This is a genomic window from Mesorhizobium sp. USDA 4775 (assembly GCF_054062655.1).
In genome coordinates this window covers 5,525,670-5,550,486 of the sequence record NZ_JBSSFM010000001.1, presented here as the reverse complement: position 1 = coordinate 5,550,486, position 24,817 = coordinate 5,525,670, and the positions used below count along the sequence as shown (strand labels likewise).

General features: G+C 61.9%; 23 protein-coding genes and 2 pseudogenes. 11 read left to right on the top strand and 14 right to left on the bottom strand.

Annotated elements, in window-relative coordinates; translation table 11 throughout:
- Positions 1–63: 63 nt before the first annotated feature.
- Together fixJ and ACVILI_RS27135 are read right to left on the bottom strand one after the other, a co-directional pair.
- The gene (gene fixJ, locus ACVILI_RS27140) at positions 64–678 is read right to left on the bottom strand and encodes a response regulator FixJ (RefSeq protein WP_081296227.1); all 615 of its coding nucleotides are present in this window, start codon (positions 676–678) and stop codon (positions 64–66) included.
- Positions 665–2,153 (bottom strand): annotated as a pseudogene (locus tag ACVILI_RS27135) (PAS domain S-box protein). The gene fixJ and the pseudogene ACVILI_RS27135 overlap by 14 nt, the downstream one beginning before the upstream one ends.
- A 263-nt stretch (positions 2,154–2,416) precedes the next feature.
- Here ACVILI_RS27135 and ACVILI_RS27130 point away from each other — a divergent pair.
- Together ACVILI_RS27130 and mgtA are read left to right on the top strand one after the other, a co-directional pair.
- A complete protein-coding gene (locus ACVILI_RS27130) occupies positions 2,417–3,226 on the top strand; it encodes a universal stress protein (protein ID WP_038648674.1) in 810 nt (269 codons plus the stop codon).
- Positions 3,227–3,236: 10 nt separating this feature from the next.
- Entirely contained in the window at positions 3,237–5,909 is a 2,673-nt protein-coding gene (gene mgtA, locus ACVILI_RS27125) for a magnesium-translocating P-type ATPase (protein ID WP_240565226.1), read from the top strand.
- A gap of 50 nt (positions 5,910–5,959) precedes the next feature.
- On the opposite strand, the gene ACVILI_RS27120 is transcribed toward mgtA, so the two are convergent.
- Together ACVILI_RS27120 and ACVILI_RS27115 are read right to left on the bottom strand one after the other, a co-directional pair.
- Positions 5,960–6,427 carry a DUF2231 domain-containing protein gene (locus ACVILI_RS27120; RefSeq protein ID WP_019859848.1) on the bottom strand — a complete coding sequence of 156 codons (468 nt, stop codon included), beginning with the start codon at positions 6,425–6,427 and terminating at the stop codon, positions 5,960–5,962.
- A 58-nt stretch (positions 6,428–6,485) separates the two neighbouring features.
- The gene (locus ACVILI_RS27115) at positions 6,486–7,124 is read right to left on the bottom strand and encodes a hypothetical protein (RefSeq protein ID WP_240565225.1); all 639 of its coding nucleotides are present in this window, start codon (positions 7,122–7,124) and stop codon (positions 6,486–6,488) included.
- Positions 7,125–7,171: 47 nt separating this feature from the next.
- Here ACVILI_RS27115 and ACVILI_RS27110 point away from each other — a divergent pair.
- The 3 genes and pseudogenes from ACVILI_RS27110 to ACVILI_RS27100 form a co-directional block, all read left to right on the top strand.
- A pseudogene (locus tag ACVILI_RS27110) lies at positions 7,172–7,300 on the top strand (VIT1/CCC1 transporter family protein); the annotation flags it as partial.
- Positions 7,301–7,428: 128 nt separating this feature from the next.
- Positions 7,429–7,689 (top strand): DUF6455 family protein, encoded by a 261-nt coding sequence (locus tag ACVILI_RS27105; RefSeq protein ID WP_019859843.1) that lies wholly within the window; start codon positions 7,429–7,431, stop codon positions 7,687–7,689.
- A gap of 236 nt (positions 7,690–7,925) precedes the next feature.
- Positions 7,926–8,405, top strand: a complete 480-nt coding sequence (locus ACVILI_RS27100; protein ID WP_457102655.1) for a hypothetical protein — start codon at positions 7,926–7,928, stop codon at positions 8,403–8,405.
- A 36-nt stretch (positions 8,406–8,441) separates the two neighbouring features.
- Here the strand turns inward: ACVILI_RS27100 and ACVILI_RS27095 are convergent, their stop codons facing one another.
- The gene (locus ACVILI_RS27095) at positions 8,442–9,143 is read right to left on the bottom strand and encodes a CBS domain-containing protein (RefSeq protein WP_019859840.1); all 702 of its coding nucleotides are present in this window, start codon (positions 9,141–9,143) and stop codon (positions 8,442–8,444) included.
- 65 nt (positions 9,144–9,208) lie between these two features.
- Entirely contained in the window at positions 9,209–9,379 is a 171-nt protein-coding gene (gene ccoS, locus ACVILI_RS27090; RefSeq protein ID WP_038648666.1) for a cbb3-type cytochrome oxidase assembly protein CcoS, read from the bottom strand.
- Between the two features lie 343 nt (positions 9,380–9,722).
- On the opposite strand from ccoS, the gene ACVILI_RS27085 reads away from it, so the two are divergent.
- Positions 9,723–12,104 carry a phosphoketolase family protein gene (locus ACVILI_RS27085; RefSeq protein ID WP_457102654.1) on the top strand — a complete coding sequence of 794 codons (2,382 nt, stop codon included), beginning with the start codon at positions 9,723–9,725 and terminating at the stop codon, positions 12,102–12,104.
- Between the two features lie 62 nt (positions 12,105–12,166).
- Positions 12,167–13,360, top strand: a complete 1,194-nt coding sequence (locus ACVILI_RS27080) for an acetate/propionate family kinase (RefSeq protein WP_038653127.1) — start codon at positions 12,167–12,169, stop codon at positions 13,358–13,360.
- On the opposite strand, the gene ACVILI_RS27075 is transcribed toward ACVILI_RS27080, so the two are convergent.
- Both ACVILI_RS27075 and ACVILI_RS27070 read right to left on the bottom strand, forming a co-directional pair.
- Positions 13,357–13,872 (bottom strand): GNAT family N-acetyltransferase, encoded by a 516-nt coding sequence (locus ACVILI_RS27075; protein WP_038648661.1) that lies wholly within the window; start codon positions 13,870–13,872, stop codon positions 13,357–13,359. The two genes, ACVILI_RS27080 and ACVILI_RS27075, sit on opposite strands and share 4 nt — an antisense overlap.
- A 46-nt stretch (positions 13,873–13,918) precedes the next feature.
- The gene (locus ACVILI_RS27070) at positions 13,919–14,560 is read right to left on the bottom strand and encodes a helix-turn-helix domain-containing protein (RefSeq protein WP_038648659.1); all 642 of its coding nucleotides are present in this window, start codon (positions 14,558–14,560) and stop codon (positions 13,919–13,921) included.
- 458 nt (positions 14,561–15,018) lie between these two features.
- Here ACVILI_RS27070 and ACVILI_RS27065 point away from each other — a divergent pair, with 458 nt between their 5' ends.
- The 3 genes from ACVILI_RS27065 (at position 15,019) to ACVILI_RS27055 (ending at position 16,573) form a co-directional block, all read left to right on the top strand.
- Complete coding sequence (locus ACVILI_RS27065; protein ID WP_019859830.1) at positions 15,019–16,002, top strand: zinc-dependent alcohol dehydrogenase family protein; 984 nt, start codon at positions 15,019–15,021, stop codon at positions 16,000–16,002.
- An 81-nt stretch (positions 16,003–16,083) separates the two neighbouring features.
- Positions 16,084–16,485 carry a hypothetical protein gene (locus tag ACVILI_RS27060; RefSeq protein WP_240565222.1) on the top strand — a complete coding sequence of 134 codons (402 nt, stop codon included), beginning with the start codon at positions 16,084–16,086 and terminating at the stop codon, positions 16,483–16,485.
- Positions 16,475–16,573 carry a sulfocyanin-like copper-binding protein gene (locus ACVILI_RS27055; RefSeq protein ID WP_223217890.1) on the top strand — a complete coding sequence of 33 codons (99 nt, stop codon included), beginning with the start codon at positions 16,475–16,477 and terminating at the stop codon, positions 16,571–16,573. Before ACVILI_RS27060 ends, ACVILI_RS27055 begins: the two co-directional genes overlap by 11 nt.
- A gap of 188 nt (positions 16,574–16,761) precedes the next feature.
- On the opposite strand, the gene ACVILI_RS27050 is transcribed toward ACVILI_RS27055, so the two are convergent.
- The 5 genes from ACVILI_RS27050 to ACVILI_RS27030 form a co-directional block, all read right to left on the bottom strand.
- Complete coding sequence (locus ACVILI_RS27050; RefSeq protein WP_038653123.1) at positions 16,762–17,352, bottom strand: NAD(P)H-dependent oxidoreductase; 591 nt, start codon at positions 17,350–17,352, stop codon at positions 16,762–16,764.
- Positions 17,353–17,380: 28 nt separating this feature from the next.
- Positions 17,381–17,767, bottom strand: a complete 387-nt coding sequence (locus ACVILI_RS27045) for a hypothetical protein (protein WP_032921232.1) — start codon at positions 17,765–17,767, stop codon at positions 17,381–17,383.
- A gap of 82 nt (positions 17,768–17,849) precedes the next feature.
- The gene (gene trxC, locus ACVILI_RS27040; RefSeq protein WP_019859825.1) at positions 17,850–18,299 is read right to left on the bottom strand and encodes a thioredoxin TrxC; all 450 of its coding nucleotides are present in this window, start codon (positions 18,297–18,299) and stop codon (positions 17,850–17,852) included.
- Positions 18,300–18,314: 15 nt separating this feature from the next.
- Positions 18,315–20,186: a heavy metal translocating P-type ATPase gene (locus ACVILI_RS27035; protein WP_084791632.1), complete on the bottom strand. Its 1,872-nt coding sequence runs from the start codon at positions 20,184–20,186 to the stop codon at positions 18,315–18,317.
- The gene (locus ACVILI_RS27030) at positions 20,186–20,410 is read right to left on the bottom strand and encodes a DUF302 domain-containing protein (protein WP_019859823.1); all 225 of its coding nucleotides are present in this window, start codon (positions 20,408–20,410) and stop codon (positions 20,186–20,188) included. The genes ACVILI_RS27035 and ACVILI_RS27030 overlap by 1 nt, the downstream gene beginning before the upstream one ends.
- 149 nt (positions 20,411–20,559) lie before the next feature.
- Between ACVILI_RS27030 and ACVILI_RS27025 the strand changes: the two genes are divergently transcribed.
- Positions 20,560–23,241 carry a bifunctional acetate--CoA ligase family protein/GNAT family N-acetyltransferase gene (locus ACVILI_RS27025; RefSeq protein ID WP_038653116.1) on the top strand — a complete coding sequence of 894 codons (2,682 nt, stop codon included), beginning with the start codon at positions 20,560–20,562 and terminating at the stop codon, positions 23,239–23,241.
- Between the two features lie 18 nt (positions 23,242–23,259).
- On the opposite strand, the gene ACVILI_RS27020 is transcribed toward ACVILI_RS27025, so the two are convergent.
- Entirely contained in the window at positions 23,260–24,816 is a 1,557-nt protein-coding gene (locus tag ACVILI_RS27020) for a bifunctional aminoglycoside phosphotransferase/ATP-binding protein (RefSeq protein ID WP_038648654.1), read from the bottom strand.
- Position 24,817 lies beyond the last annotated feature (1 nt).

The window sequence follows — 24,817 nt, the reverse complement described above, 5'->3', positions numbered from 1 at the left end:
AACGCAGGATTTCGGAATCCCCCAAAACGAGCTTTATCGATTCAGCAATTTATCGACGTGTCCTTAGTGTCTGGGTTCGGCGATCAACGCCATGCGCACCAAGTGTGAGAGACTGCCCGCACCCATCTTGCTCATGACATTGGCACGATGGATTTCAACCGTGCGCGGGCTGATCCCGAGATCGTAGGCAATCGTCTTGTTCGGCAGACCGGAGACGAGCCCGTCGAGCACCTGGCGCTCACGTTCCGAAAGAGTGGCAAGATTCTTCCGGATCTCAGTTGATTGCGGGTGTGCCGCGATGGGATGGCTGCGGTGGTTCAGGGCCGAACGCAGCGAATCGATGAGAATCTGGTCGTCGAACGGCTTTTCGATGAAGTCGGCGGCGCCTTCCTTCATCGCCTGGACGGCAAGCGCGACATCGGCGTGCCCCGTCATCACAATCACCGGCACGCTCAACCCGCGGGATTTCAGTTGCCGCAGGAACTCGATGCCATCGATACCGGGCATGCGCACATCGGTGACAATGCAGCCCTCGACTTCCTTCGGTTCTGTCGCCAAAAACGCGGTCGCCGACTCATAGAGGCGCACGGCAAAGTCGGCCGTCGCGAGAAGAAAGCCTAACGATTTGCGGACATCGACATCATCGTCGACCACATGCACGACATCACTGGCCACTATCGACCTCTTCCTTTTCTACTGCGCGCAGAGTGAAGCGGAAGGCGGTTCCGCCACCAGGCATCGACTCAGCCCAGATATGACCGCCGTGCGACTCGACGATAGTGCGACAAATAGACAGTCCGACGCCCATCCCCTGCTTCTTCGTGGTGACGAAGGGCTGGAAGAGTTGGGCCGAAACCTCCGGCGCCAATCCCGGCCCGGTATCGATCACACCAACCTCTGCCATCCCGTCATGCCGGGCCCTGGTAGTGACACGCAGCTCGCGGCGCGCCGCGCCCTGCATGGCCTCGACGGCGTTCCTCATAAGGTTCAGCAACACCTGCTCAATCTGAATTCGATCGGTCAGGACGAGTTCGGCCGCCGGGTCGAGATCGTAGGTGACACGCACATCTGCCTCCCTCGCACCGACCAGAGCGAGGGATGAGGCGTCCTCGATAAGGGCTGGCAGGCGTTCGACCTGGCGCTCGCTTTCTCCTCTGGCAACGAAGTCCCTGAGACGACGAATGACGTCGCCGGCGCGCAAGGCCTGCTCTGCTGCTTTTTCGACAGCCTCTCGCAACATGGTCGCGTTCTCGTCGTTGCTTTTCTCAAGCAGGCGGCGACTGCCTTTGAGGTAATTGGTGATGGCTGTCAGCGGCTGGTTGATCTCATGCGCCAATGTCGAGGCCATTTCCCCCAGCGCGGTGAACCTTGCCATGTGGAGCAGCTCCTGCTGCTGTTCCTGCATCCTCGCTTCCGTTCTATGGCGCTCGGTCAGGTCGCGACAGAAGCCCGTGAAGAAACGGCCCGTTCCCGGATGCATTTCGCCCACGGCTAGTTCCATTGGAAAGGTCGAGCCGTCCTTGCGCATCCCAGTCACAGTGCGTCCAAGTCCTATGATGCGGCGTTCGCCGGTGGAGAGGTATCTGTGCAGATAGCCGTCGTGCTCCTCCCGATAGGGGGCGGGCATCAGCAAACTGACATTTCGACCGATGACTTCGCTGGATTTGTAGCCGAACAGCGTTTCGGCAGCCGTGCTGAAGGACTGCATCAGCCCCTGTTCGTCGATTACGACCATGGCATCGGGCACGGTCGCCAGGATCGAACGCAGGTGATCCTCACGCAGCTGCAGCGGCGGCGTTAGCGAAGGACAGCTCGCTGACGTCCGTGCCTTGAACGAATATCGCCGTGATCCGGCCGTCCTTTGCTCTAATGGGCTGATAGACGAAGTCGAGGATGCGTTCTTCCGCAACGCCCGTTTCGACGTTGCGATAGACGACCTTGACGCTTCGGCCCACATAGGGTTCGCCGGTCTCGTAGACGCGATCCAGCAATTCGAAGAAACCTTGGCCCTCGAGATCGGGAAAGGCTTCGCGCATCGATCTGCCAATGACTTTTCGCTGGCCAACCATTCGCTTGTAGGCGGCATTCGCCAGCTCGAATACGTGCCCGGGCTCTCTGAGCAACGTCATGAAACCTGGTGCCTGCTCGAACATCGATGCAAGCAAATCATGTTCCGGCAAATCGTCACCTCGCGGCAAGCCGCTTGGCGGGGCGGCCGCTTCGGCGATGATTTCCGCGGAAGCTGGGTTCTTCTGGGTCACATTCATTCTGCATCAGGAGGAACACTGACGATCGCTGGTTTAGCATCCATGCAGGCATTCGCAAACATGGAGCTGCCGGAGTTTGATTAGCGTCAAGGTCATGCACCTCGCGGAATGGCACTCATCAACCAATCATCATCTCCTGAAGGTGCCGCATGTCCTACAAAACGATTGTCGTCAACTTGGCCGTCGATGCCGATCCCGCGCCAATCGTTAAGCTTGCGGGAGAATTGGCGCACCGCTTCGATGCTCACCTCGTCGGCTTCGCTGCCGCGGACGTTCCGCCTTTGGTAACCACGGGTGAAGGCCTAGTCTACGAAGGCGAGGTCATGCAGGTCAAACGGCAGGAGATCGAGAAGCGCCTTGCCGAACTGCGCGACATTTTCGAAAGCCGCGTCCCGCACTCCATCAGCAGCGAATGGAAACAATATATTTGCGGTCCGACTCGCGCTCTCGGGCTGGTAGCCCGTTCAGCTGACCTGATCGTGACAGCCGATGGCGGCGAGGATGTCTTCCGCGCCCTCGATATAGGAAGCCTAGTGCTCGGGGCCGGTCGCCCCGTGCTGGTCGCGGCTGGCTATGCCGAACACCTGATAGGGAAAACCGTACTGGTCGCTTGGAAGGACAGCCGGGAGGCACGAAGAGCCTTGTCCGATGCCTTGCCGCTCCTCGCCAAGGCTGAAGAAGTTGTCGTCGCCACAATGGAAGCCGCCTCGGAAACGGATGTTCGAGACAGCCTCGCCGACGTCGCGCTGTTTCTGGAACAGCATGGCATCTTGGCGCGGACCGAAGTGATCGCCGGTGCCGCGGATGGCGAGGGGCTCATTGCGTTTGCTCGCTCGGTGGGCGCCGACCTGATCGTTTGCGGGGCCTACGGCCACAGCCGGCTCAGGGAATGGGCCTTTGGCGGCATCACACGCTCTCTGATTGGCGAGAGCGGCATCAGCCGCCTGTTTTCGAATTGACTGCACGACCATGGTGACAACAACGGCAGATAGCCCGGATCGGCTGGACGGCGGTCCAGGTGAGGAGCGACCGATCAGCCGCTTTTCCGGCCATGTCGAGGCTGCATACTGGTCGCTCGCCACCGATGAGCTTGTGGGCCGGCTGGAAACCTCAACTTCCGGCTTGTTAAGCGTTGATGCTGCTATCCGGCTGGCCAAATTCGGTCGCAATGCACTGGCGCCTCGGGCCGGCGGATCGGCGCTAAGCGTATTCGCGCGGCAGTTTCGCAGCCCGTTGGTCCTGATCCTGGTCTTTGCCGCCGCCGTTTCGGCGTTCGTGGGGGAGGGGCATGAAGCTGCAATCATCGGCGTGATTGTGCTTGCCAGCTGCGCCCTCAGCTTCACTCAGGAATATGGGGCGTCTCGAGCGATGGAGGTGCTGCAGCAGCGCATCTCCCGCAAGTCGACCGTGCTGCGGGACAGCTTCGAACGCACCGTCGATGTCGAGGAGATCGTTCCCGGCGACGTTGTCTGCCTGTCGGCTGGCAATCTCATCCCTGTCGACGGCGTCATCCTGGAGTCGCGGGATTTCAACGTCAGCGAATCCGTTCTGACCGGCGAAACTTTTCCCGTCGTGAAGTCCACCGGCCGCTCCGCGCCCGAAGCCGGCATCGCGCAACGGACCAATGCCGTATTCACCGGCACCTCGGTTCGCAGCGGAACGGCAAAGGTGCTGGCAGTCGCCACGGGGGCGCGCACCGAATTCGCATCGATCGCCGAAGCATTGGAGCGACGGATACCTGAGACCGAATTTGCCCGCGGCATCAGGATGTTCGGATATCTGATGACCGAGATCATGCTTGTGATCGTCATCCTGGTGTTCTTTGCCAATGTGATGCTCAACCGGCCCTTCGTCGAATCCCTGTTGTTTTCACTGGCGCTGGCGGTTGGTCTGACGCCCGAACTGCTTCCGGCGATCATCAGCGTGACCTTGGCCCGGGGCGCCCGGACGATGGCCGCCGGCGGTGTCATCGTGCGACGTCTCGAGGCGATCGAGAATCTCGGCAGCATGGACCTGCTGTGCACCGACAAGACCGGGACGCTGACCGAGGGCGTCATTCACCTCGATGGATCGTTCGACGTGGAGGGCAATGCGTCGACCGACGTCCTGCTTTTCGCCCGGCTCAACGCTACTTTGCAGACGGGCCTGAAGAATCCTCTTGACGAGGCGATTGCGGGCGCACCGCATGGACAGGAGGATTTGTCCGGCTTCACCAAGATCGATGAGATCCCCTACGATTTTGTGCGCAAGCGCCTGTCGGTCGCCGTGCAGGACAGCAAGCGCGAACAGATACTTATCACCAAGGGAGCCGTACAGAACGTCCTCGATGCTTGCGGCTTCGTGCAAGGTTCGCATGGCTTGACGCCCCTGGGCGCGACGGAACGCAAGGCGATCGACGAACGATTCAGACGCTGGAGCGCGCAAGGCTATCGGGTTCTCGGCTTGGCGACCCGGCGATTTCAGAGCAAGGCGGGCGTCAGCCGTGACGACGAGACTGAAATGGCGTTCGCGGGGTTCCTGCTGTTTCTCGATCCGGCAAAGCAGGGGGTGCGGGAGACATTGTCGGCGCTTGCCGACCGAGGCATCGGCGTGAAGGTCATTTCCGGCGACAACCGCTATGTCGCGGCGCATCTGGCCGAGGCCGTGGGCCTGCGGGCCGACAGGATCATGACCGGCGAGGATCTATCGAAGCTGACGAAGAACGGGCTTCTGGCCGGAGTCCGCAATACCGATCTTTTCGTCGAGATCGACCCGAACCAGAAAGAGCGCATTGTCGAGGCATTGCGCCGGAGCGGCCATGTGGTCGGCTATCTGGGCGATGGCATAAACGACGCGCCAGCGCTTCATGAGGCAGACATCGGCATTTCAGTCGATACGGCTGTCGATGTGGCTCGCGAAGCCGCGGACATCATCCTGCTCAAGCGCGACCTGAGCGTGTTGGTGAGGGGCGTCGACGATGGCCGCAAGACCTTCGCCAACACGATGAAGTACATCTCCATCACGACCAGCGCCAATTTCGGCAATATGATCAGCATGGCCGCCGCCTCGCTTTACCTGCCGTTTCTGCCGCTGCTGGCCAAGCAGATCCTGCTGAACAATTTCCTCTCCGACATACCGGCCCTCGCGATTGCGGGTGACAATGTCGATGTTGATCAGGTGCGCCGTCCGCGTCACTGGGATATTCATTTCGTGAGACGTTTCATGGTGAGTTTCGGACTGGTGAGCTCGCTCTTCGACTTTGCAACCTTCGCGTTCCTGCTTCTGGCCGTTCATGCCACGGCAGCTACATTCCAGACCGCGTGGTTCGTGGAATCCGTGCTCACCGAGCTCGCTATCGTGCTCGTCGTGCGGACCCGCAGGAGACTCTGGCGCAGCCGTCCGAGCCTGTTGCTTGCTGGCCTGGCCGTCGGCGTCGGTGTTGTCGCCATCGCCATTCCTTTCGCCCCGTTCGCCGGCTGGTTCGGGTTCGTGCCTCTGGCAACACCGGTACTGGCAGGGCTGCTCGCGATCACAGCGCTCTACGTGCTCGTATCCGAGCTTACAAAGAGCTGGCTTTTCGACCACGGCAGCCGAACAAAGCCCAGCCGAAAAACCGCGGCGTCAAATCCGCACCGGGCCGCGCCAATCCGCATCCCGGGCTGAGCCGAAGGATGCGGTTCGATGTGGACGGCCCGATGTCCTGAAGTGCGACGTCAACCGACGACGGCGGCCTTGGCGACGTTCACGCCGAGGTCGTAGACCAGCTGCCCACCATAATAGGCTGTTACCGTGACCAGGGCGGCGCCCGCGATTTCAATGGCGGGTATGGCCGGCCCCAGCGTTTTGAGTTCGCGATTGCGCACCCATAGCGCGAGGCGGAACAGACCCCAGCCCAGAAAGCCGAAGGCGCTGATCTCGCCCAAGCCCTCGTGAATTTCGGCTATCTGGCTGCTGAATCCCGCCGCCTCGGCATGGTCGAGGGCGATGCCGCCAAAGAACCAGGTGCCAACGGCAAACATTCCCGCGGCTGCCGCGGCAAAGCTGGAAATCGTGCCCACACCAGTGCGCGTGGTAACGGCGTTGCGGTTCGCGAGCGCGGCGAGGTCGATGATCACAAGCGTGTACATCAGCACGATGGGAAAATGCACGAGAATGGGATGGATATGCTGAATTTCAGGCATTGCAAATAATTCTCCAGGAAGGTTGAGGCTATTGGTCAGTCAGGCGTCTCATCGGTTGTTAGTCGTCGCTGTCGTCAAGTTCTTCGTCACCGCGCCCGGTGGACCTGTCGCCGCCACATTCGTCTTCGCCGACACTTTTGACCGCCTTGGGACCGGTGGCGCTCATCATGGGGATGGCCTCAAGGTCGATTGTCGGGGAAGACGTGGCGGGTGCGGTTGCGCATGATCCATGGTCGGATTCTGCGGCGACGGGTATGACAAAGGCGACTAGACCTCCAAGAGCGACAATTAGGACAGGAAGATTGCGCATGGTTTCAGCTCCTTCTCTGCGCGACCACCATCGGGCGCGGCGGCCCTTGATAGAGACGTGTTCCTTGCTGCCGGCTGACGATGATTGACAGCGGTTTGACAGCTTCGGCATGCGACAGGCCTCTTCGATGAAAATCGTGTTGATGCGCCTGGCCGCGCTGGGGATCGCCGCACTTGTGCTGGCCACGCCGTTGGCCGCCGCCAGGGCGCACAATGACGACGATGAGGTCGCCGCCGGCGCCAGGACCGGATCGGCAGGGGGAAACGGGGTGACCCGCGGCAACGCTGTCTGCTCTGCCGCATTGGCGGCACCCTGCGTGTCGATCAGATCGTTGTCGGGAAGCTTGCCCGCTTGATCCCATGCATAAGCCCCGGACGAGGCGACCACGAAGGAGACAAGGCGATCTGTTTCACAAGCGCTGTTCCAGTTTCGAGCTCGGCGCAATCGGCTCGAGAGCCGGCGGCGCCAATGTGCTGAAAGCCACTGCCCGCGTCACTTTTTGGGGAGCGCTGGCAATGGCATTGACCGCAGGCATTGGGGCAATATTCGGTACCGCCAGCTAGGTTTCTGGGCGAGAAGATCGGCCCGTCGGGCGAAGCAATTTCACGAAATGGATAGCCCTCCTTGATCGAGATCAACGTCGCGAGCCGCCTGGGATGGCAATGAATTGTCATCTGAGGAGTATGACGACATGAGCTTTCTGGAATATCTGATCGGGGTTGACGCCAGAACTGCCTTGATGGAACGGATGATGCAGAAGATGGGCGTCGACAGGCAGCTGAAAGTTGTGGCGGATCACGCAGCCGTCACCAGTCGTGCCGGTGACCGGTGCAGGTCTTGCGGCCATCAGGACGAATGTGCGGTCTGGCTCGACGAAACCGAGCATGCCGACCATCCGCCGGCCTATTGCCGCAACAGCGACCTGATCGCTCGATTGCAGTCCCTCCGCTGACCCCTTGGCGGCCCCGTCGGCTTGAACTCGAAGGACTTAAGGGATGACGCGCAAGCGATTGTCGGTGATCCTGGCGGGACTGCTCTTCCTGGGCGCGCTTTCGGACTTACCTTCTATGCGCTCGGCCAGATGGCAGGAAAGCGCGAGCAAATAGCGGCCGACTGATGTCGAATAGCCTGTTTCTTCTGGAAGCCTTTCTGCTCTTTGTCGCTCCGGGGCCAACCAACGCTCTCCTGATGGCGGGCGCGGTCAAGCGCGAGCAGGCGACCAAACTACTGGCGGCACAGGCGTGCGGCTATGGAATGGCGGCGGGTTTCTGGCTTTTGTCGCGTCCCTTGATGCCGCCTGACGCCATTGAGATGCTCAAATTCGTCGCGGTTGGATGGCTTTCGATCCTGGGGCTGCGCCTGATAGCCAGCAATTCGATCGACGTATCGCAACGCCGCGATGGCCTGTCCGTGCTGGCAACCACCGTGCTCAATCCCAAGGCTTTCGTCTATTGCCTGGCGATGGTGCCGATGGATGCCGGTCCGGGTAATCTCGGCATCTTTTGGATGCTGCTCGTAGGGACCACCGCGGTTACAGGATCGCTATGGGTTTTGCTGGGCAAGCGGCTTCGCGGAAGCAGGCGGATAGCCGACAAGGTCGCGGGCGCGGCGCTTTTTGGATTTGCCCTGCTGCTGCTTCGACCGTTGTTGATAGCGGCTGCGGTCTAACGTTCTACAGGAAGCGATAAGGCCGATGCACGCTCGTCAGGAGACGAGCACGACCGACAGCGGTCCGGCGTAGAAGAGCTTGTCGGTGACTTTCTTGACCCCGGCGACGTTCTCCGCGGCAACGATAGCGGCCTTTCGCTGGCGCTCGTCGAAAATGGCGCCATTCAGTTCGACCTCTCCTTTCTTGACGGTGACGCCGATGAGGTCGCCGCCGACACTCCAGGACTGCCCCTGCAACTCGGCAAGAATGTTCCTGCGTATGACCTCGTCGTCGACAGTCGCGGAGCCTGACCTGGGCAGAGTGCGAAGCAGGACACGCATCAGATCGGAGCGGCTGACGATGCCGACGATCTTCCCCGCGTCAAGGATAGGCACGTTCTTGATGTCGTGGGTCGCCATGAGGTCTACAATCTCGGCGAGCGAAGCGCCAGGCGCTGCCGAAACGACGCTGGTGCTCATAACCTCGGCCACTCGGCGGCTGCTCGACCGGACATACTCGTCGGCGAGCTTGCCAGGACCGACAAGAAATTCTAGCCAGCGAGGCCGCGCCCTTCTGATGCCAAGTTCGCTGCGGCGCAGGAAATCGCCCTCGCTAATGACGCCAGCCAGCGATCCATCGTCTCCCAGGACCGGCAGGCAGCGGATGTTCCTGGTCAGCATCAGATTGGCCGCTTCGGCGACTGAGGCAGAGGCGGTGATCGTGACCACCGGCGTCGTCATGATGTCCCGAACTTGCATAGAAATCTCCCGCTTTTGGTCAGCTTCTTTTTCGGATGCCGGAAGCGACGCTGCCTTGATCTACGTCAGTTTGTTCGGTGGCCTTCGCTGTTTTGCCGGTCAGGCTCGATCAGTATCCGCTCGGCAGCTCCGTCGAGATCCTCGTACTGGCCGCTGCGCATAGCCCAGAGGAAGCCAGACAAGCCGAGCGCTCCCAAAGACAGGGCCACTGGTATGAGATGGACGTGAGTGGTCATGGACGAGCCGCGTGGATGACATCGGTGCGGCGTCGGGCCGTCACAGCTTCAGGCGCGGCTTCCGCCACTGTGTGAAGCCGCATCGCATTTGTAATAACGATCAGGGAAGAGGCACTAATCGCGATCGCCGCGATGAGCGGCTCGACAAGCTGCAGCTCGATTGCGTTTTGGATCCAAGGCGGCTGCCGCCTTGGCCGGCATTTGCGATGGATCAAAGCTCGATCGTTCTTCGCCGGATAGATCGATGACGATCGGTCTTGACACCGAGCCGTCGTGAACCGGTGGCAGCGTCGATGCGTTGTGCCTCAGCCGGATCGGCTTAAACCATCGAAGGAGTCGGAAAATGACCGAGCGTCCCAGCGCCAATCGCTTGTCTACCCAGGAATTGCACGACATAGATGCCTACTGGCGCGCCGCCAACTATCTCACCATCGGGCAGATCTATCTGCTCGACAATCCGCTGCTGCGCGAGCCGCTTCGGCTGGAGCATGTCAAGCCGAGGCTGCTTGGCCATTGGGGAACGTCGCCGGGCCTCAGTTTCATCTATGCGCATTTGAACCGGGTAATCCGGCAACGCGACGCCAATGTCATCTATGTCTGCGGTCCCGGCCATGGCGGACCAGCGATGGTCGCCAACACCTATCTCGAAGGCGCTTACAGCGAGATCAATCCGGATATCGCACCGGGCGAGGCCGGAATGAAGAGGCTCTTCCGGCAGTTCTCGTTTCCCGGCGGCATCCCAAGCCATGCCGCGCCCGACGTGCCCGGCTCAATCCATGAAGGCGGCGAGCTAGGCTACGCGCTTTCGCATGCCTATGGCGCGGCCTTCGACAACCCGGATCTGATCGTCGCGTGCGTCGTCGGCGACGGCGAGGCGGAAACCGGGCCGCTCGCCGCCTCCTGGCACTCCAACAAGTTCCTAAACCCCGCGCTTGACGGCGCGGTGCTGCCGATCTTGCATCTCAACGGCTATAAGATCGCCAATCCCACCATTCTCGCCCGCATCCCCGAGGAAGAGCTGCGTGCGCTGTTCATCGGCTATGGCTACGAGCCCCTGTTCGTCGAAGGCGACGATCCCGCCTTGATGCATGAGCGGATGGCGGTCGTGCTCGACGATGCGCTCGACCGCATCAAGGCGATTCAGGACGCGGCCCGCAGCGGCGCGAAGACCGCGCAGTCTCGGCCGAAATGGCCGATGATCGTGCTGCGAACCCCGAAGGGCTGGACCGGTCCCAAGGAGGTCGACGGACTGAAGACCGAGGGGTTCTGGCGCGCCCACCAGGTTCCGCTCTCCGGCCTCGCCGAAAACCCCGCGCATCTGAGGATGCTCGAGGAATGGATGAGAAGCTACAGGCCTGAAGAGCTTTTCGATGCTGCCGGCGCGCCTGTGGCTGCGATCCGCGCCACCGCGCCGGAAGGCAACAGGCGCATGAGCGCCAACCCGCATGCCAATGGCGGCCTGCTGCGCCGGTCCCTGGAACTGCCCAGCCTGCATGAGCATGCCGTCCTGGTCGAGCGGCCCGGGGGCATCAAGGCCGAGTCGACCCGCGTGATGGGCCGTTTCCTGCGCGACGTCATGGCGTTGAACCAAAGCGCAAGGAATTTCCGCATCGTCGGACCCGACGAGACGGCTTCGAACCGGTTGCAGGACGTCTTCGAGGTGACGGAGCGCGCCTGGATGGAAGAGATACTTAGCGAGGATGTCCACCTGGCCCGGGAAGGCAGGGTTCTGGAAATTCTATCCGAGCATACCTGTCAGGGTTGGCTGGAAGGCTACCTGCTTACCGGGCGTCACGGCTTCTTCTCCTGTTACGAGGCCTTCACGCACATTGTCGATTCCATGTTCAACCAGCATGCGAAATGGCTGGATGCCTGCCGCAAGCTCGCCTGGCGGCGCCCCATCGCTTCGCTGAACTATCTGTTGTCCAGCCATGTCTGGCAGCAGGAGCACAACGGTTTCAGCCATCAGGATCCGGGCTTCATCGACGTGGCGTTGAACAAGAAGGCGGATGTCGTGCGCGTCTATCTACCGGCGGATGCCAACAGCCTGCTTTGCGTGACCGACCACGTGCTGCAGACATGGAACCGCATCAACGTCATCGTCGCCGGCAAAGCCAATTCCTGGCAGTGGCTGTCCATCGAAGAGGCGAAAGTCCACTGCAACGCCGGGATCGGCATATGGGAGTGGGCCTCGACCGACGGTGCGGCCGAGCCGGATGTGGTGATGGCCTGCGCCGGCGACGTGCCGACGCTAGAGATGCTGGCCGCAGTTCAGATCCTGAAACACTACATTCCCGATCTCAAGGTCCGTGTGGTGAACATTGTCGACCTGATGACGCTGCAGCCGAAGGAACATCATCCGCACGGGCTGTCGGATCGCGAGTTCGATGCGTTGTTCACCAGGGATAAGCCTGTCATCTTCGCCTATCACGGCTATCCATGGACCATCCATCGCCTTACCTACCGGCGGACCAATCACGACAACATCCACGTGCGCGGCTACAATGAGGAAGGGACGACGACGACGCCGTTCGACATGACGGTGCTCAATGGGCTCGACCGCTATCATCTCGTGCTCGGCGTGCTCGACCGCATTCCCGGGCCGGCCAGCGCGCACATCCAACTGAAACAGGCCATGGAAGGCAAGCTGATCGAGCATGGAGCCTATATCCGCGAGCACGGGCAGGACATGCCCGAGATACTCGGTTGGAAATGGGAGGGGTAGTCGATGACGATGGGCCAGGCTGGCAGGATACGATCCGCAAAAGCGGCTGGGACCGCTCGGCAATGACCGATGCAATTCTCGTTCTCAATGGCGGCTCATCGAGCCTGAAGTTCGCCGCCTTTCAAGGGGGCGACGAACTTCATCTGCTGGTGCGCGGCAGCGTTTCGTCAATAGGCGAGCGGCCCCGACTCCACGTTGCGCCCACGGCAACGACGCCGCCCTTCGACAGGAGCCTGGGCGAACAGCCGATCTCCATCGGCAAGGCATTCGAGGCCGTCGCGTCCTATCTGGCGGACCGCGGTCTGTTGCAACGGGTGCGCAGGGTCGGGCATCGCATCGTTCATGGCGGTCGGGAGTTTACCCGCGCAACCTTAATCGACGAGCGCACACTCGATGCCCTGCGCAAGCTCAAGCCGCTCGCCCCAATTCATCAGGCGATAAACCTGGAACTCGTCGACCTGGCCAACCGCCTTCTGCCCGGCGCCATGCAGGTAGGCTGCTTCGACACCGCCTTTCACGCGACGCAGCCCGAGCTTGCAAGACTTTATGGCCTGCCGCATGAGCTGTCGCAGCAAGGCATCGTGTCCTACGGTTTCCATGGGCTCTCCTACAGCCACATCGCCAGCGAGCTCCACAACCGTTACGGCGCTGCCGCCGGCGGCCGAACGATCGTTGCCCATCTCGGCAGCGGAGCAAGCCTGTGCGCGATGACGGAGGGCGTAAGCCGCGCCACCACAATGGGTTTCTCAACCCTTGACGGCCTTGTCATGAGCACGCGTTGCGGAGCGATCGATCCCGGCGTCCTCCTGCATCTTCTGCAGGATCGGAAGCTGTCGCCTGATGAGCTGATGGACTTGCTCTACGAGCGATCCGGCCTGCTGGGAGTATCCGGCATCTCCGGGAGCATGCAGACGCTGCTTGCGTCGAAAGACCCGGCGGCGATGCGTGCCGTCGATCTTTTCGTCTACCGTGTCGGGCGTGAGATCGGATCACTTGCCGCGGCGATAGGCGGGCTCGACACCCTCGTGTTCACTGCTGGCATCGGCGAGCATGCGCCCGTGATCCGGCAGAGAATCTGCGAAGCAGCTGGATGGCTGGGCGTCGCGCTCGACAAGGAGTTGAACGCCAACAGCGAAGAATTGGTCAGCGCCCCGGATTCCCTCGTCGACGTGCTTGTCATTCCGGCCGACGAGGAACGTGCGGTGGCCGCCAAGATAGAGCGCTTCGGCACCTCTGTGGGCGGTGGACCGTTCTAGCCTGGCAACTTGGCGCCGAGCTTCCGCTGAACAAGGACGAGCGACGCGTCGTCGGAGTCCGTTGTGACGGTGAAGCCCATTTCACGCTCGAGTTCGATCGCTGCGCGATTTTCGCGGCTTTCGATCGACTCGATCGTCTCGATGCCATGGTCGTCGGCATAGCGCGCGACATAGCCGAGAAACTCCCAGCCGACGCCGAGATGCTTGCGATCCTCGCGAATGCAGATGGCGACTTCGCCACTCCGGTCGGCCGGATCGCTGGCAAGCGTTGCCACCGCGATCAGCATTCCGTCGGTCGAAAAGGCGAGAAAATTATGGGCGTGCGGATCGTCGGAGCGGGTCATCTCCACCAGCCGCTCATGCGAAACTTCCTTCAAGGCTCCGAGGAAGCGGAAGCGCAGGTCCTCCGGCGTCACATGGGTGAAGAACTCGGCAACGATCGGCTCATCGTCGGGGCGTGCACGACGCACTTCGAAGCGAAATCCGGTGTGGGTTGTAAGTGTGGTTTTCATTTTCCGCCCCTTTCAGGATTGACGCGCGGGATTGGCTTAAATGGCCTCATTCCCCCATTGCCAGCAGCGTATCGCGCTTGAGAATTTCGATGTTGCGCAGGCTGAGCAGGCGGATAACGCCTTTCTCCTTCAGGCGGGTGAAGACTCGCGAAACGGTTTCGATGGTGAGGCCGAGATAGTCGCCGATGTCGTTCCGCGACATTGGCAATTCCACCTGCCGCAACCCGCCCTGACGCTCCGACATTTCGACGAGGAATGCCGCGACGCGCTCAATGGCGTTCTGGCGGCCAAGCACCAGGAGATGTTCCTGCGCCCGGGTCAGGCCCTTGAGCGCGAGAGGCAGCAGCTGGCGGGACATATCCGTGCCTGATGGAGCGCGGAAGGTCCGGACACCGGTTGCGTTGATCGCTTCGGCGAAGAAGTGGTGAGTGGCGTCGGCCTCGAACCCGAAGGTTTCTCCCGCCAGATGGAACGCGCTGATCTGCCTGCGGCCGTCGGCGAGCAGGCGGTAGATGCGGACCGCGCCGAATTCGACTTGGTAGAGGGCACCCGCCTTTTCGCCCTGGGCGTAGATCTCGGCGCCTGCCGAGAAGAAGCTCACCGGCTGCACGGTCGAGCCGTCAAAGATGGCGGCTGGGTTCTGCTGGGGGAGGTATGACGGCAGTTCGATCTTGGCGGAGGCGTACATGGCTGTGGTCCCGGTTGATCCGTGACAACAGCAATCGCGCAAAACCGGCAACGCCGAAATTCGGTTATGTCCCTACGGGAAACTACCTAGAGCCGAGCTCGAGAGCACCCGATCGATCCAGTTCTTGCCGTCCTAGTTGCGCTCTCTGTGCGATTGACCGCGATCAAGGCTGGCATGCCTCGGCAAGGCAACTATCGAGTCGGAACCAACCATCCAACCAAGGGAATTTGGTCATGACTTCCGACACCGTCGAAATCTGGGCTGGGATACTCGGCCTGGCCTATATTGCCGCCTTGGGCCTTTATTCGGAAATGCTTTCCGCCCGGAAGCGCAGTCGCGTTGCCGCGAGCTACGGCTTCGGTCGCCACACCAGGCCGCGCGCGTCGAGGAGCAAGCACTCGCGATAATACCGTTCCCCGTCGGACAGAGCGTTCAACTCCTCATTTCGAGGATACGTCATGAAGGCAATGGTATTGGAGAAGCCCGGTTCGCCGTTGAAGGCTATGGATCGCCCCGACCCTACGCCGCGACCGGGCGAAATAAGGCTCAGGGTCGAAGCCTGCGCCGTCTGCAGGACCGACCTGCATGTCGTTGACGGCGATCTGCCGCGGCCGAAGTTGCCGCTTGTGCCCGGCCACGAAATCGTCGGCATCGTGGACCTGGTTGGCGAGGGCGTGTCACAGTCTCGGCTTGGCCAGAGAGTAGGCGTTCCGTGGCTGGGACATACTTGCGGGCATTGCCCCTATTGTGTCGCCGGTGCCGAGAACCTTTGCGATCTGCCTTTTTTCACCGGCTACACACGTGATGGCGGCTTCGCCAGTCATGTCGTTGCCGACGAGCGTTTCGCCTTCGATCTCGACGCCACGGCGGATCCAGTGTCGCTAGCGCCACTCCTATGTGCAGGGCTGATCGGCTGGCGCTGTCTCAAGAAGGCGGGCGGCGGCAGGCGGCTAGGGATCTACGGCTTCGGCGCCGCCGCGCATATCATCACGCAAGTCGCGGTCTGGCAGGGACGTCAGATCTTCGCCTTCACGCGGTCCGGCGATGCTCAAGCACAGGAATTCGCGCGCTCGTTGGGCGCTGTCTGGGCAGGGTCGTCCGAGGAATTGCCCGCTGCCGAGCTCGACGCGGCGATCATTTTCGCCCCGGTCGGCGACCTGGTGCCAGCGGCTTTTCGGGCTGTGCGCAAAGGCGGCCGCGTGGTTTGCGGCGGTATCCATATGAGCGACATCCCGCCGATGCCTTACCGACTTCTCTGGGGAGAAAGAGAGTTGGCTACAGTCGCCAATCTTACTCGCCGTGACGCGGAGGAATTCTTCCCGATAGCGAAGCGCGCTCAGGTGCGCACGCACACAAAGGTCTATCCGCTGGAGCAGGCCAACCAGGCGCTGGAGGATTTGCGGATGGGCAGGCTGAGCGGCGCAGCGGTTCTACGGCCATGATGCCTTGGATGAGTTGGCCGGCCAGTTTGACTTGGCGCAAGGACAGCACGCGACCGCGCAAGCAGGATAGGCTCCTGCCACATGAAGACCATATTCAAGCTTGGACTTGTCGCAGCCATACTCATCACCTGCAATACCGGCGCCGTTCGAGCTGCTTCACTCGTCAAGGTCTCCCTTTGGGACAAAGGCGCAAGTACTGAGATGCCAATCGGCCTCGTCTATGCGACGCCAGGACTGGACATGACAAAAGCCACCATGGGCATGAAGGTTTCGCCCGGTGCGGTGAAAGCCGGAAGGGTCACCTTCAAGGTGAAGAATGATTCCAAGGATACCGTTCACGAAATGATCGTGATGTTTCTCGCCGACCCGAAGAAGTCCCTTCCTTACATTGACGCCGAGAACCGGGTCGACGAAGACAAGGCAGGCGACAAGGGCGTGGTTTCGGAACTGGATTCCGGCAAATCCGGATCATTTGACCGTTGATCTGAAAGCGGGAAAATACCTGCTCATCTGTAACGTGCCAGGCCACTACGGCGCCGGCATGTGGGCCGAATTTACAGTTAATCCATAGGCTGGTGGCTCTCGGCTGAAATCCGCGACCGCTTTAGCTTCGCAGCTTGGGTGAAATCGCCAGTTTCGCTCGAAATTTAGGGCACCCCTGCCAAGAAGTGGCTCGGCATTTTGTCAGCGTTGGCTTCGGCATTTGTCGGCAGGAGCCAGCACTCCCGATTGCTCTCGCGATTGTTACGGCCACCGACCTCAAAGCCCTCGCTCGCCGAGCAGACGCATTTGCCCGATCCACTTCGCCCGTTTCGCCTTGCTCGTGCTGGCGACCATGCCGAACAGCGTTTCCCTTACTGGCCTGATGCCGACAAAGTTGAGGATGCTGCGTCGCATGCCGGCAATCCCGTGGCTGAGGAACCAGATCCGGTAGACGGCCGCGGGCATTCCCATGGTCACGACCAGGCGGGCGGAGCGACCACGCAACAACGATTTGGCGAAACTCTCGCCTTTGGCTGGGTAGGCGAACGCCGTGCCTGGTCGCATCACCTGCTCGAGGAAAGCCTTCAGCATCGCCGGCACTGTGCCCAGCCAAAGTGGGAAGACAAAGACGAAATGCTCCGCCCAGACGACCGCCTCGGCAGCTTCCTTGAGACTGTCGGGGATCGCTCCGTGCTCGAACTCCTGCATCGTCCGAAGGAGCGGAATGTCCAGCAAGGCCAGATCGATCCTGCGTACGATATGGCCCGCACGTTCAGCACCATCGGCGTAAGCAGAAGCCAGGGCCCGGCAGAGCCGCTCCGGTGATGGATCGGGGTGGCCGATGACAACGAGGATATGGCGAGGCACCACTTGGCTCCTACCAACCAAGAAACTGCTAGGGCCGTTCCACGCGGGCGACCTGGTAAGTGTGCATGGCTCCGTTGCGCCTTATCGAGACATACTCGCCGGTCACGAAGCATTCGTCGTCGAGGTGAAATCCGGCCTCGTCGTCACGGTCGCCCTCGGTATAGTCGAAAAACCATTGTCCGCCCGGCTTGCGGCGCAAGCGCCCGATAAGATCGTCTTCGCCGGCTCGGAAATGGCGGACGCGGCAGAGCGCCTGGTGTGATTTCCATTCCTTGGCGTCCAGTCGTCCTTCGTCCGTGAGCGGTGCCAGCACATCATAGCCTTCCTCGCGGTCGCCTTCCGGATGGCCTTTTTCGCGAGCAAGAAGCAGGCGGATATTTCTGAATTTGGGGGTGAGGTCGTGCAATGCGGTCATGGCAAACTCCTTCGAGGCCATTCCTATCGCAGCGTCCGAGCTGGGCCTTGATCAAGGTCAAATGGCCTGACTTCGCGAAAGGTTAGCTCGTGCCTGTCGGAATATGCTCGCGAACCCAGCCAACGATCTGGCTGGCGCTCATCGCGCCCGAGATTCGCGCTATTTCTTTCTGACGATGAAACAAGATCATCGTCGGGATGCCGCGAATACTCAGTCTCGCCGCGATAGCCTGCTCTTTGTCGGAATTCAGCTTGACCAGCCGAACGTGAGGCTCAAGGGCCTTGGCGGCGGCTTCATAGGCCGGCGCCATCATCTTGCAGGGACCGCACCAGGGAGCCCAGATGTCGACTAGCACGGGCAGACTGCCGCGCCCGACCTGGCGATCGAAGTTTGCCCCATCGATGTCCTGCGGCAATCCCGAAAATAGCAGCGCACCGCACTTTCCACATTTCGCGTCGGTGCCATTCCGGCCGCGCGGCACGCGGTTGACCACCCCGCATTTGGTGCAAACCACCAGATTCTCCTGCGACATGACCTTTCGGCGCTCCTATTTCCGACTGTGCCCTAAACGCCCCTCGCCAAGCGCACGCAGCGCATTGAGGATGACGGCGACGTCTATCCCCTCCTGAAGCAACGCGCCTGCCACTGGCGTCAGGTGCCCCATGGCGGCCGCGATCATCGCAGCGCCCGAAAGCGCCAGTCCCACAATGATGCTCTGCAGGGCGATACCGCGCGTGCGCATGGCGATCCGCAACGCCTGCGCAACCGGCTGCAGGCTATCGGTCAGCACGACAACATCGGCGGCTTCCGATGAGGCCGTACCGCCGCGAGCTCCCAGCGCCACGCCAACGGTCGCCGCGGCAAGCGCAGGAGCGTCGTTGATGCCGTCACCGACCATCATCGTCGGCGCCGTCGCCTTCTCGACCTCGACCGTTTCGACCTTGTCCGCCGGCGTGGCATCGGCAAACACGGCGTCGAATTTGAGCGAAGCGGAAACTTTTTCGGCGGCCGCGCTGTCGTCGCCGGTGAGCATGACTATCCGCGTGACGCCTACCGCACGCAAAGCGCCAACCGTTTCGATAGCATCTTCGCGTATGGCGTCTCCGAATGTGAAGATACCGGCAAGTCGGCCATCCAAAGCCACGAACACCCTCAGCACTTGCGCGCTCCGGTGCCGTTTTTCAGCACTTTCCGCCCATCCTGGCAGCGGCCCGCCCCCAAGAACGAGTGGCCTCGACCCGGCGGCGACCGACATCCCGTTCACCAGACCCTTGAGGCCTTCTCCACGATGCTCGCGGACATCACAAGGTTGGGAAAGCGTTAGCTTTCTACGGCGGGCGATGCGGACGATCGAATCCGCAAGGACATGGTGGGAGGCCTGTTCGAGCGAGGCCAGCAGCCGCAGCACTTCATCGGCTTGCCGATCTGGAGCGACGTCGATCTCGATCAGCTCGGCGCCGCCGAGCGTCAAAGTTCCCGTCTTGTCGAAGATTGCGGTGCGTATCTGGGCGAGCGCCTCCAGCGCCGCGCTGCCTTTCATAAGAATGCCGGCGCGGGCAGCGCGCGATACGCCCCCGATGAACGCAACCGGCGCCGCGAGGATCAGCGGGCAAGGCGTGGCGACCACCAGAACCGCGAGCCCTCGGATCGGGTCACCCGAAAGTCGCCAGGCGATACCCGCGAGCAGGAGAGTGACCGGAAGCAGGAGCAGCGCGAAACGATCAGCGATGCGTATGAATGGCGCTTTGGCCGTTTGCGCTGCCGCGACCATGCGCACGATCGCGGCATAAGTGCTGTTGTCGGCGATGGCCGAGGCCCGCATGAAAAAGGCTTCGCCGGCATTGACTGTGCCGCTGCGCAATGCGTCGCCGGTGCCGCGACGCTCCGGCAGGGGCTCGCCGGTGACTGTCGATTCATCCAACACGGCCGAAGCGTCGATCAGGAATCCGTCGACCGGCAGCAACTCGCCGGCGCGCACCAGAAGCTCGTCGCCGACCGCTACTTGCTCGATCGGAACCGTCTCGGTGCCCTGTGCGCATTTACGATGCGCGACGCGCGGCGCCCTATCGGTCAGCGCTCTGAGATTACGTTCCGCCCTACCGCGCGCGAAGTCTTCCAGCACCGTGCCGCCGGCATACATGATGGCGACAACCACCGCTGCCAGAGCCTGCCCCAGCAGCAGAGCTGCCGACATCGAAACCAGCGCGATCGCATCGACGCCGATCCGGCCGATCCAGAAATCCCGCAAGATGGAGATGGCGAGTACGACAACGACCGGCAGGGTCGCCACTGTCCAGATTGTGTCGGGCGAGAGGGGACCAGTACCGCTCCGCCACACGCCCAACCCAAGTGCCAGACCCGTTATGGCGATGAGCAGCAGCGCGCGCCGCAGTACGGACTCGTCCATGGCGTCAGCCATCAAAGTTCGCTGATCAATTCCTGCAGCGCCCGCCATGCGAAATGCGGATTGCAGGCGCCGAGGATCATGTAGGGCTTGAAGTCGACGCCCAGCTTGACCTTCATCGTGTGCTGGATATCGATCCTCGTCAGGATGCCGAAGCCCTTGCCAGCAAGCTTTTTGGTGACATGTTCGATCGCCGCGGCAAACGGCATGTCGAGGTTTTTGCTGAAATAGTAACGCATAGGAGCCTCCTTCGACGGAATACGTTCGCCCGCAGAGCAGCTTGGTCGCAGCGTCGCTTTAGCTAGCCGCAGGAGGCCGGTGCCGCTTTGATCCAGCGCAATGAATGCTCGCCGCCTTCGGTGAATGTGGCGGCAAGGAGTTTTCCGGGATGACGATCCGAAATCTTGAATACGCGATCTCACCGAAATCCGTCGTTGTCGTCGGTGCGACCGGGCGCGAAGGCTCCGTCGGTCGCATTGTCCTCGACAACATCGTCGGCGGCGGCTTCGAGGGAGCGATTTGGCCGGTTAATCCCAAACACCCGCAGGTGGCCGGCCACCGTTGCTACGGTAGGGTTGCCGACCTGCCGGGCATTCCCGATTTGGCCGTGATCGTTACCCCTCCCGACACCGTCCCCGCTATCGTGCGTGAGTTGGGCGAAAAGGGGACGCGAGCTGCCGTCGTCATCACCGCGGGGCTCAATCACGCCAATGGTCTGCGCCAGGCGATGCTCGATGCGGCCAAGCCCTCGCTTATGCGCATCATTGGGCCGAACACCGTCGGGCTGATGGTCCCTCCAGCGAAGCTCAACGCCAGTTTCGCCCATATGGCGGCGAGGCCCGGGAACATTGCGCTGATCTCGCAATCCGGCGCGATCGCCACGTCGCTGATCGACTGGGCGGCCGAGAACAATGTCGGCTTTTCCCGGATCATTTCCCTCGGCGACATGGCGGACGTCGACGTCGGCGACTGCCTGGACATGCTGGCGGGCGATTTCCACACGCGCGCCATCGTGATGTATCTCGAAACGGTACCCAATCCGCGCAAGTTCATGTCGGCCGCGCGGGCGGCGGCGCGCCTCAAGCCGGTCATAGCAATCAAGCCTGGCCGGCACGAACAGGCGGCCAGGGCGGCGGCGACACATACAGGCGCGCTTTCGGGCGCGGACAGGGTGGTGGACGCCGCCTTGCGACGGGCAGGGGTGCTTCGTGTGGATGATCTCGCGGAGTTGCTCGATGCGGCCGAGACGGTCGCGCGCCACGCTCCCCTCGAGCGAGCACGCGTCGGCATCGTCACCAATGGCGGCGGGGCCGGCGTTCTTGCCGTCGACAAGCTCGTCGATCGTGGAGGCGAGTTGGCTGAACTTGCGCCTTCGACGATCACGCGGCTCGACCATCTGCTCCCGCCGACCTGGTCGCGTGCGAACCCGATCGACATCGTTGGGGACGCGGCGCCGGAGCGCTACGGGGCGGCGCTCGAGGCCTTGGCGGCGGATCCGGGAACGGACGTCGTCCTGGTGATGAACTGCCCCACCGGACTTGGTTCTTCGGCAGGCGCAGCCAGGAAGGTGGCCGAGCTCGGCGACGAGGGCGAGATCGGAGGAAAACCGCTTCTGGCGTGCTGGCTGGGCGAGCACACCGCGCGAGAGGGCCGGCGCGTCCTGACGGAAGCCGGTATCGCCTGCTTCGAGACGCCGGAGGACGCCGCGATCGCGGCGTCCTATCTCAGCAAATGGTCGCAGGCGCAGCGGGCGCTCCTGCGGACGCCCTCGAGCCAAGGTGATGACCGGGCCGACGGCAAGGCCGCCGCACATGCGATTTTCCGGCAGGTGGCCAGCGAAGGACGGCGCATGCTGACGGAGCCGGAAGCAAAAGCGGCGATAGCCGCCTACGGTATCGCCGTGCCTGAAACCATTGTCGCCGGCACCGTCGCGGAAGTGGCGCGGGCAGCCGGCGAGCTTCTCGAAAGCTCGGAAAGAGTGGTCGTCAAATTGCTGTCGAAGGTGGTTTCACACAAGTCCGATGTCGGCGGCGTGGTCCTCGACATCGCGACCGCCGAGAAGGCGGCGGAGGCCGCCCGGTCGATCGAGGCACGCTTGAGCGCGCAGGCGGCGGGGTCGAAGCCGGACGGCTACACCGTGCAAGCAATGGTCGCGCGCAAGCATGCGCAGGAACTCATTTTGGGCATGAGCGTGGATCCGATGTTCGGGCCGGTCATTCTGTTTGGCGCCGGCGGCACAGCTGTCGAGATTGTGAACGACACCGCGATCGCCCTGCCGCCGCTTGACGACGTGCTGGCCGCGGACGCGATCGACGCGACCAGAATAGGCCGCCTGCTTGCCGGCTATCGCGATCGCAGGCCAGCCGACCGAGCCGCGATTATCGCCGCGCTCAACGGTCTGTCGCAAATGATCGTCGACTTTCCCTGCCTGGTGTCCCTCGACATCAACCCACTGCTGGCGGACGCAGAGGGTGTGATTGCGCTCGACGCCCGCATCGAAATCGACCCGCGCCGGGTGGATGAAACGGCGCCAAATCCGGCTCTTGCGATCAGACCCTATCCGTCAGGATGGAGTCGCGATCTTCTCTCCGACGGCCTCTCCTTCCACATCCGGCCGATCATGCCGGCGGACGTAGCGCTCTATCCTGCGTTCCTGGCCAAGATTTCACCCGATGATCTGCGGCTACGGTTCCTGTCACTCCGGAAGAACTTTCCGGATCAGATGTTGAAGCGGCTCACCCAGCTGGATTATGATCGCGACATCGCCTTCGTCGCGCTGGAAAAGGACACGGGAGCGCTGGCCGCAATCGGCCGGCTTTCCTGCGACCCCGATCACAGGACCGGCGAATATGCCTTGCTCGTTCGGTCGGATCTTCAGGGCCATGGCCTCGGATGGGACTTGCTGAAACAGCTCATCGACTATGCGAAGGCTGACGGCATCGGTCGTATCGAAGGCACAATCCTCAACGAAAATTGCAAGATGCTCACAATGTGCCGGGAGTTCGGCTTCTCGATTGCGCACCATGCCAGCGAGCCGGGCCTGTCTGTAGCGAGGCTGGAGGTCAGCTAAGCGACGGCAGTGTCTATCTCATCCTGTCTTTCTGAAGCTGACCGCGGTTGAAGCCGTGCCTTCCATCAAGGCCACCATCTCGGCGGTGATTTCGGCCACCTTGCGGTCCGCCTCGATCTTGCGCCAGGTCAAAGCACCGGCGTCGCGCTGCAATTGCCGTGACAGGATGTCGACCGTGGCATCCGACGGGCCGCCCTTGCGCTCGCCGACCCGGCGCCAAAGCACGGACGGATCGGCGGCCAGCCAAAATCCTGCAAACGGGACATTCGCCTCGTTCGCGGCGCGTTCGACCTTGTCGCGATCCTTCCGTTTGTCGAATACCGCATCGGCGACGACGGAGCCGCCTTCGGCAAGGATCAGTCCCGAACGCCAGGCGATCTGGCGATAGACGCGTTCAGAGACGCCGGGCCGGTAGGCCTTGTCCGGCAGTCTTGTTTCAGCGGGCACGCCATGCATTGCCTTGCGGATGCGGTCGCTCTCGACGATCCGGGCGCCAGGCGGCGCGCCGATCCGCGGTGCAAGCGCCTCGGCTATCGTCGTCTTGCCCGAGCCGCTCAGACCACCGATCGCGATGAGCCGAGGCGGCGTTTCGGCAAGCAGGACTTGCGCAAGCTGGAAATAGGATCGCGCGTCGGCGACCAGCTTTGTTGAGTCCTGGCTGCCCTCCTCGACCTGTGTCGCGGTCACGTGAGCACGCACCGCCGCCCGCACCGCCATGAAGAAGGGCAGCAGGACGAAGCCGTCCTCGTCGTCGGCGTCGTCGAGATAGCGATTCATCACCAGATTGGCGAACTCCGGAAAACCGCGATGCCACAGGTCCATCAGCAGGAATGCGAGATCGTAAAGGACATCAACGGTGGCGATCTGATCGTTGAACTCGATGCAATCGAAGAGGCGAGGCTCGCCATCGAAGACGCAAATGTTGCGCAGATGCAGGTCGCCATGGCAGCGACGGACCCGGCCTGTCGCCTCGCGCCGGTCAAGCAGAGCGGCATGGCGGGCGAGGGCGGCGCGAAACGCCGCGTTGAGCGTTTCAATCTCCGTTTCATCGAACACGCGGCTTGTCGCAAATCCGGCTGAATTGATTGCCAGCACGCCGCCGATGTTCGCCGATCCGCCGGCAGCATGGATCACGTCGGCACTGCGGTGGTATCGCGCAATCATGCGCGCCACATTCGTCATCAGCGCGGGGGTCAACGTCCCTGCGGCGGCCATGCGATCGAGGAGGTTCGACTGATCGAAGCGAACCATCTCGATAACGGCATCAACCAGTTCGCCCGATCCATCCAAGGCAAGCTGGTCTCCCGCGCGTGTGATGCGGTGGACACCGAGATAGAGACCGGGAGCCGTTCTGGAGTTCAACTCCACTTCCTTTTCGCACGCTGCGACCCGCAATTCCGGCGTCGAAAAATCGACATAAGGCAGCTTGACCGCGCGCTTCATCTTGAATGCGCGTTGGCCGACAAGGAATATCCGGGAGATGTGGGTTTCGATCGTCTCGACGGGACCAGCGTCGCCATAGGTGGCGGGGTCCTTCAGCATGTCGACCACGGTGTCTTGGTTCTGAACGATCATC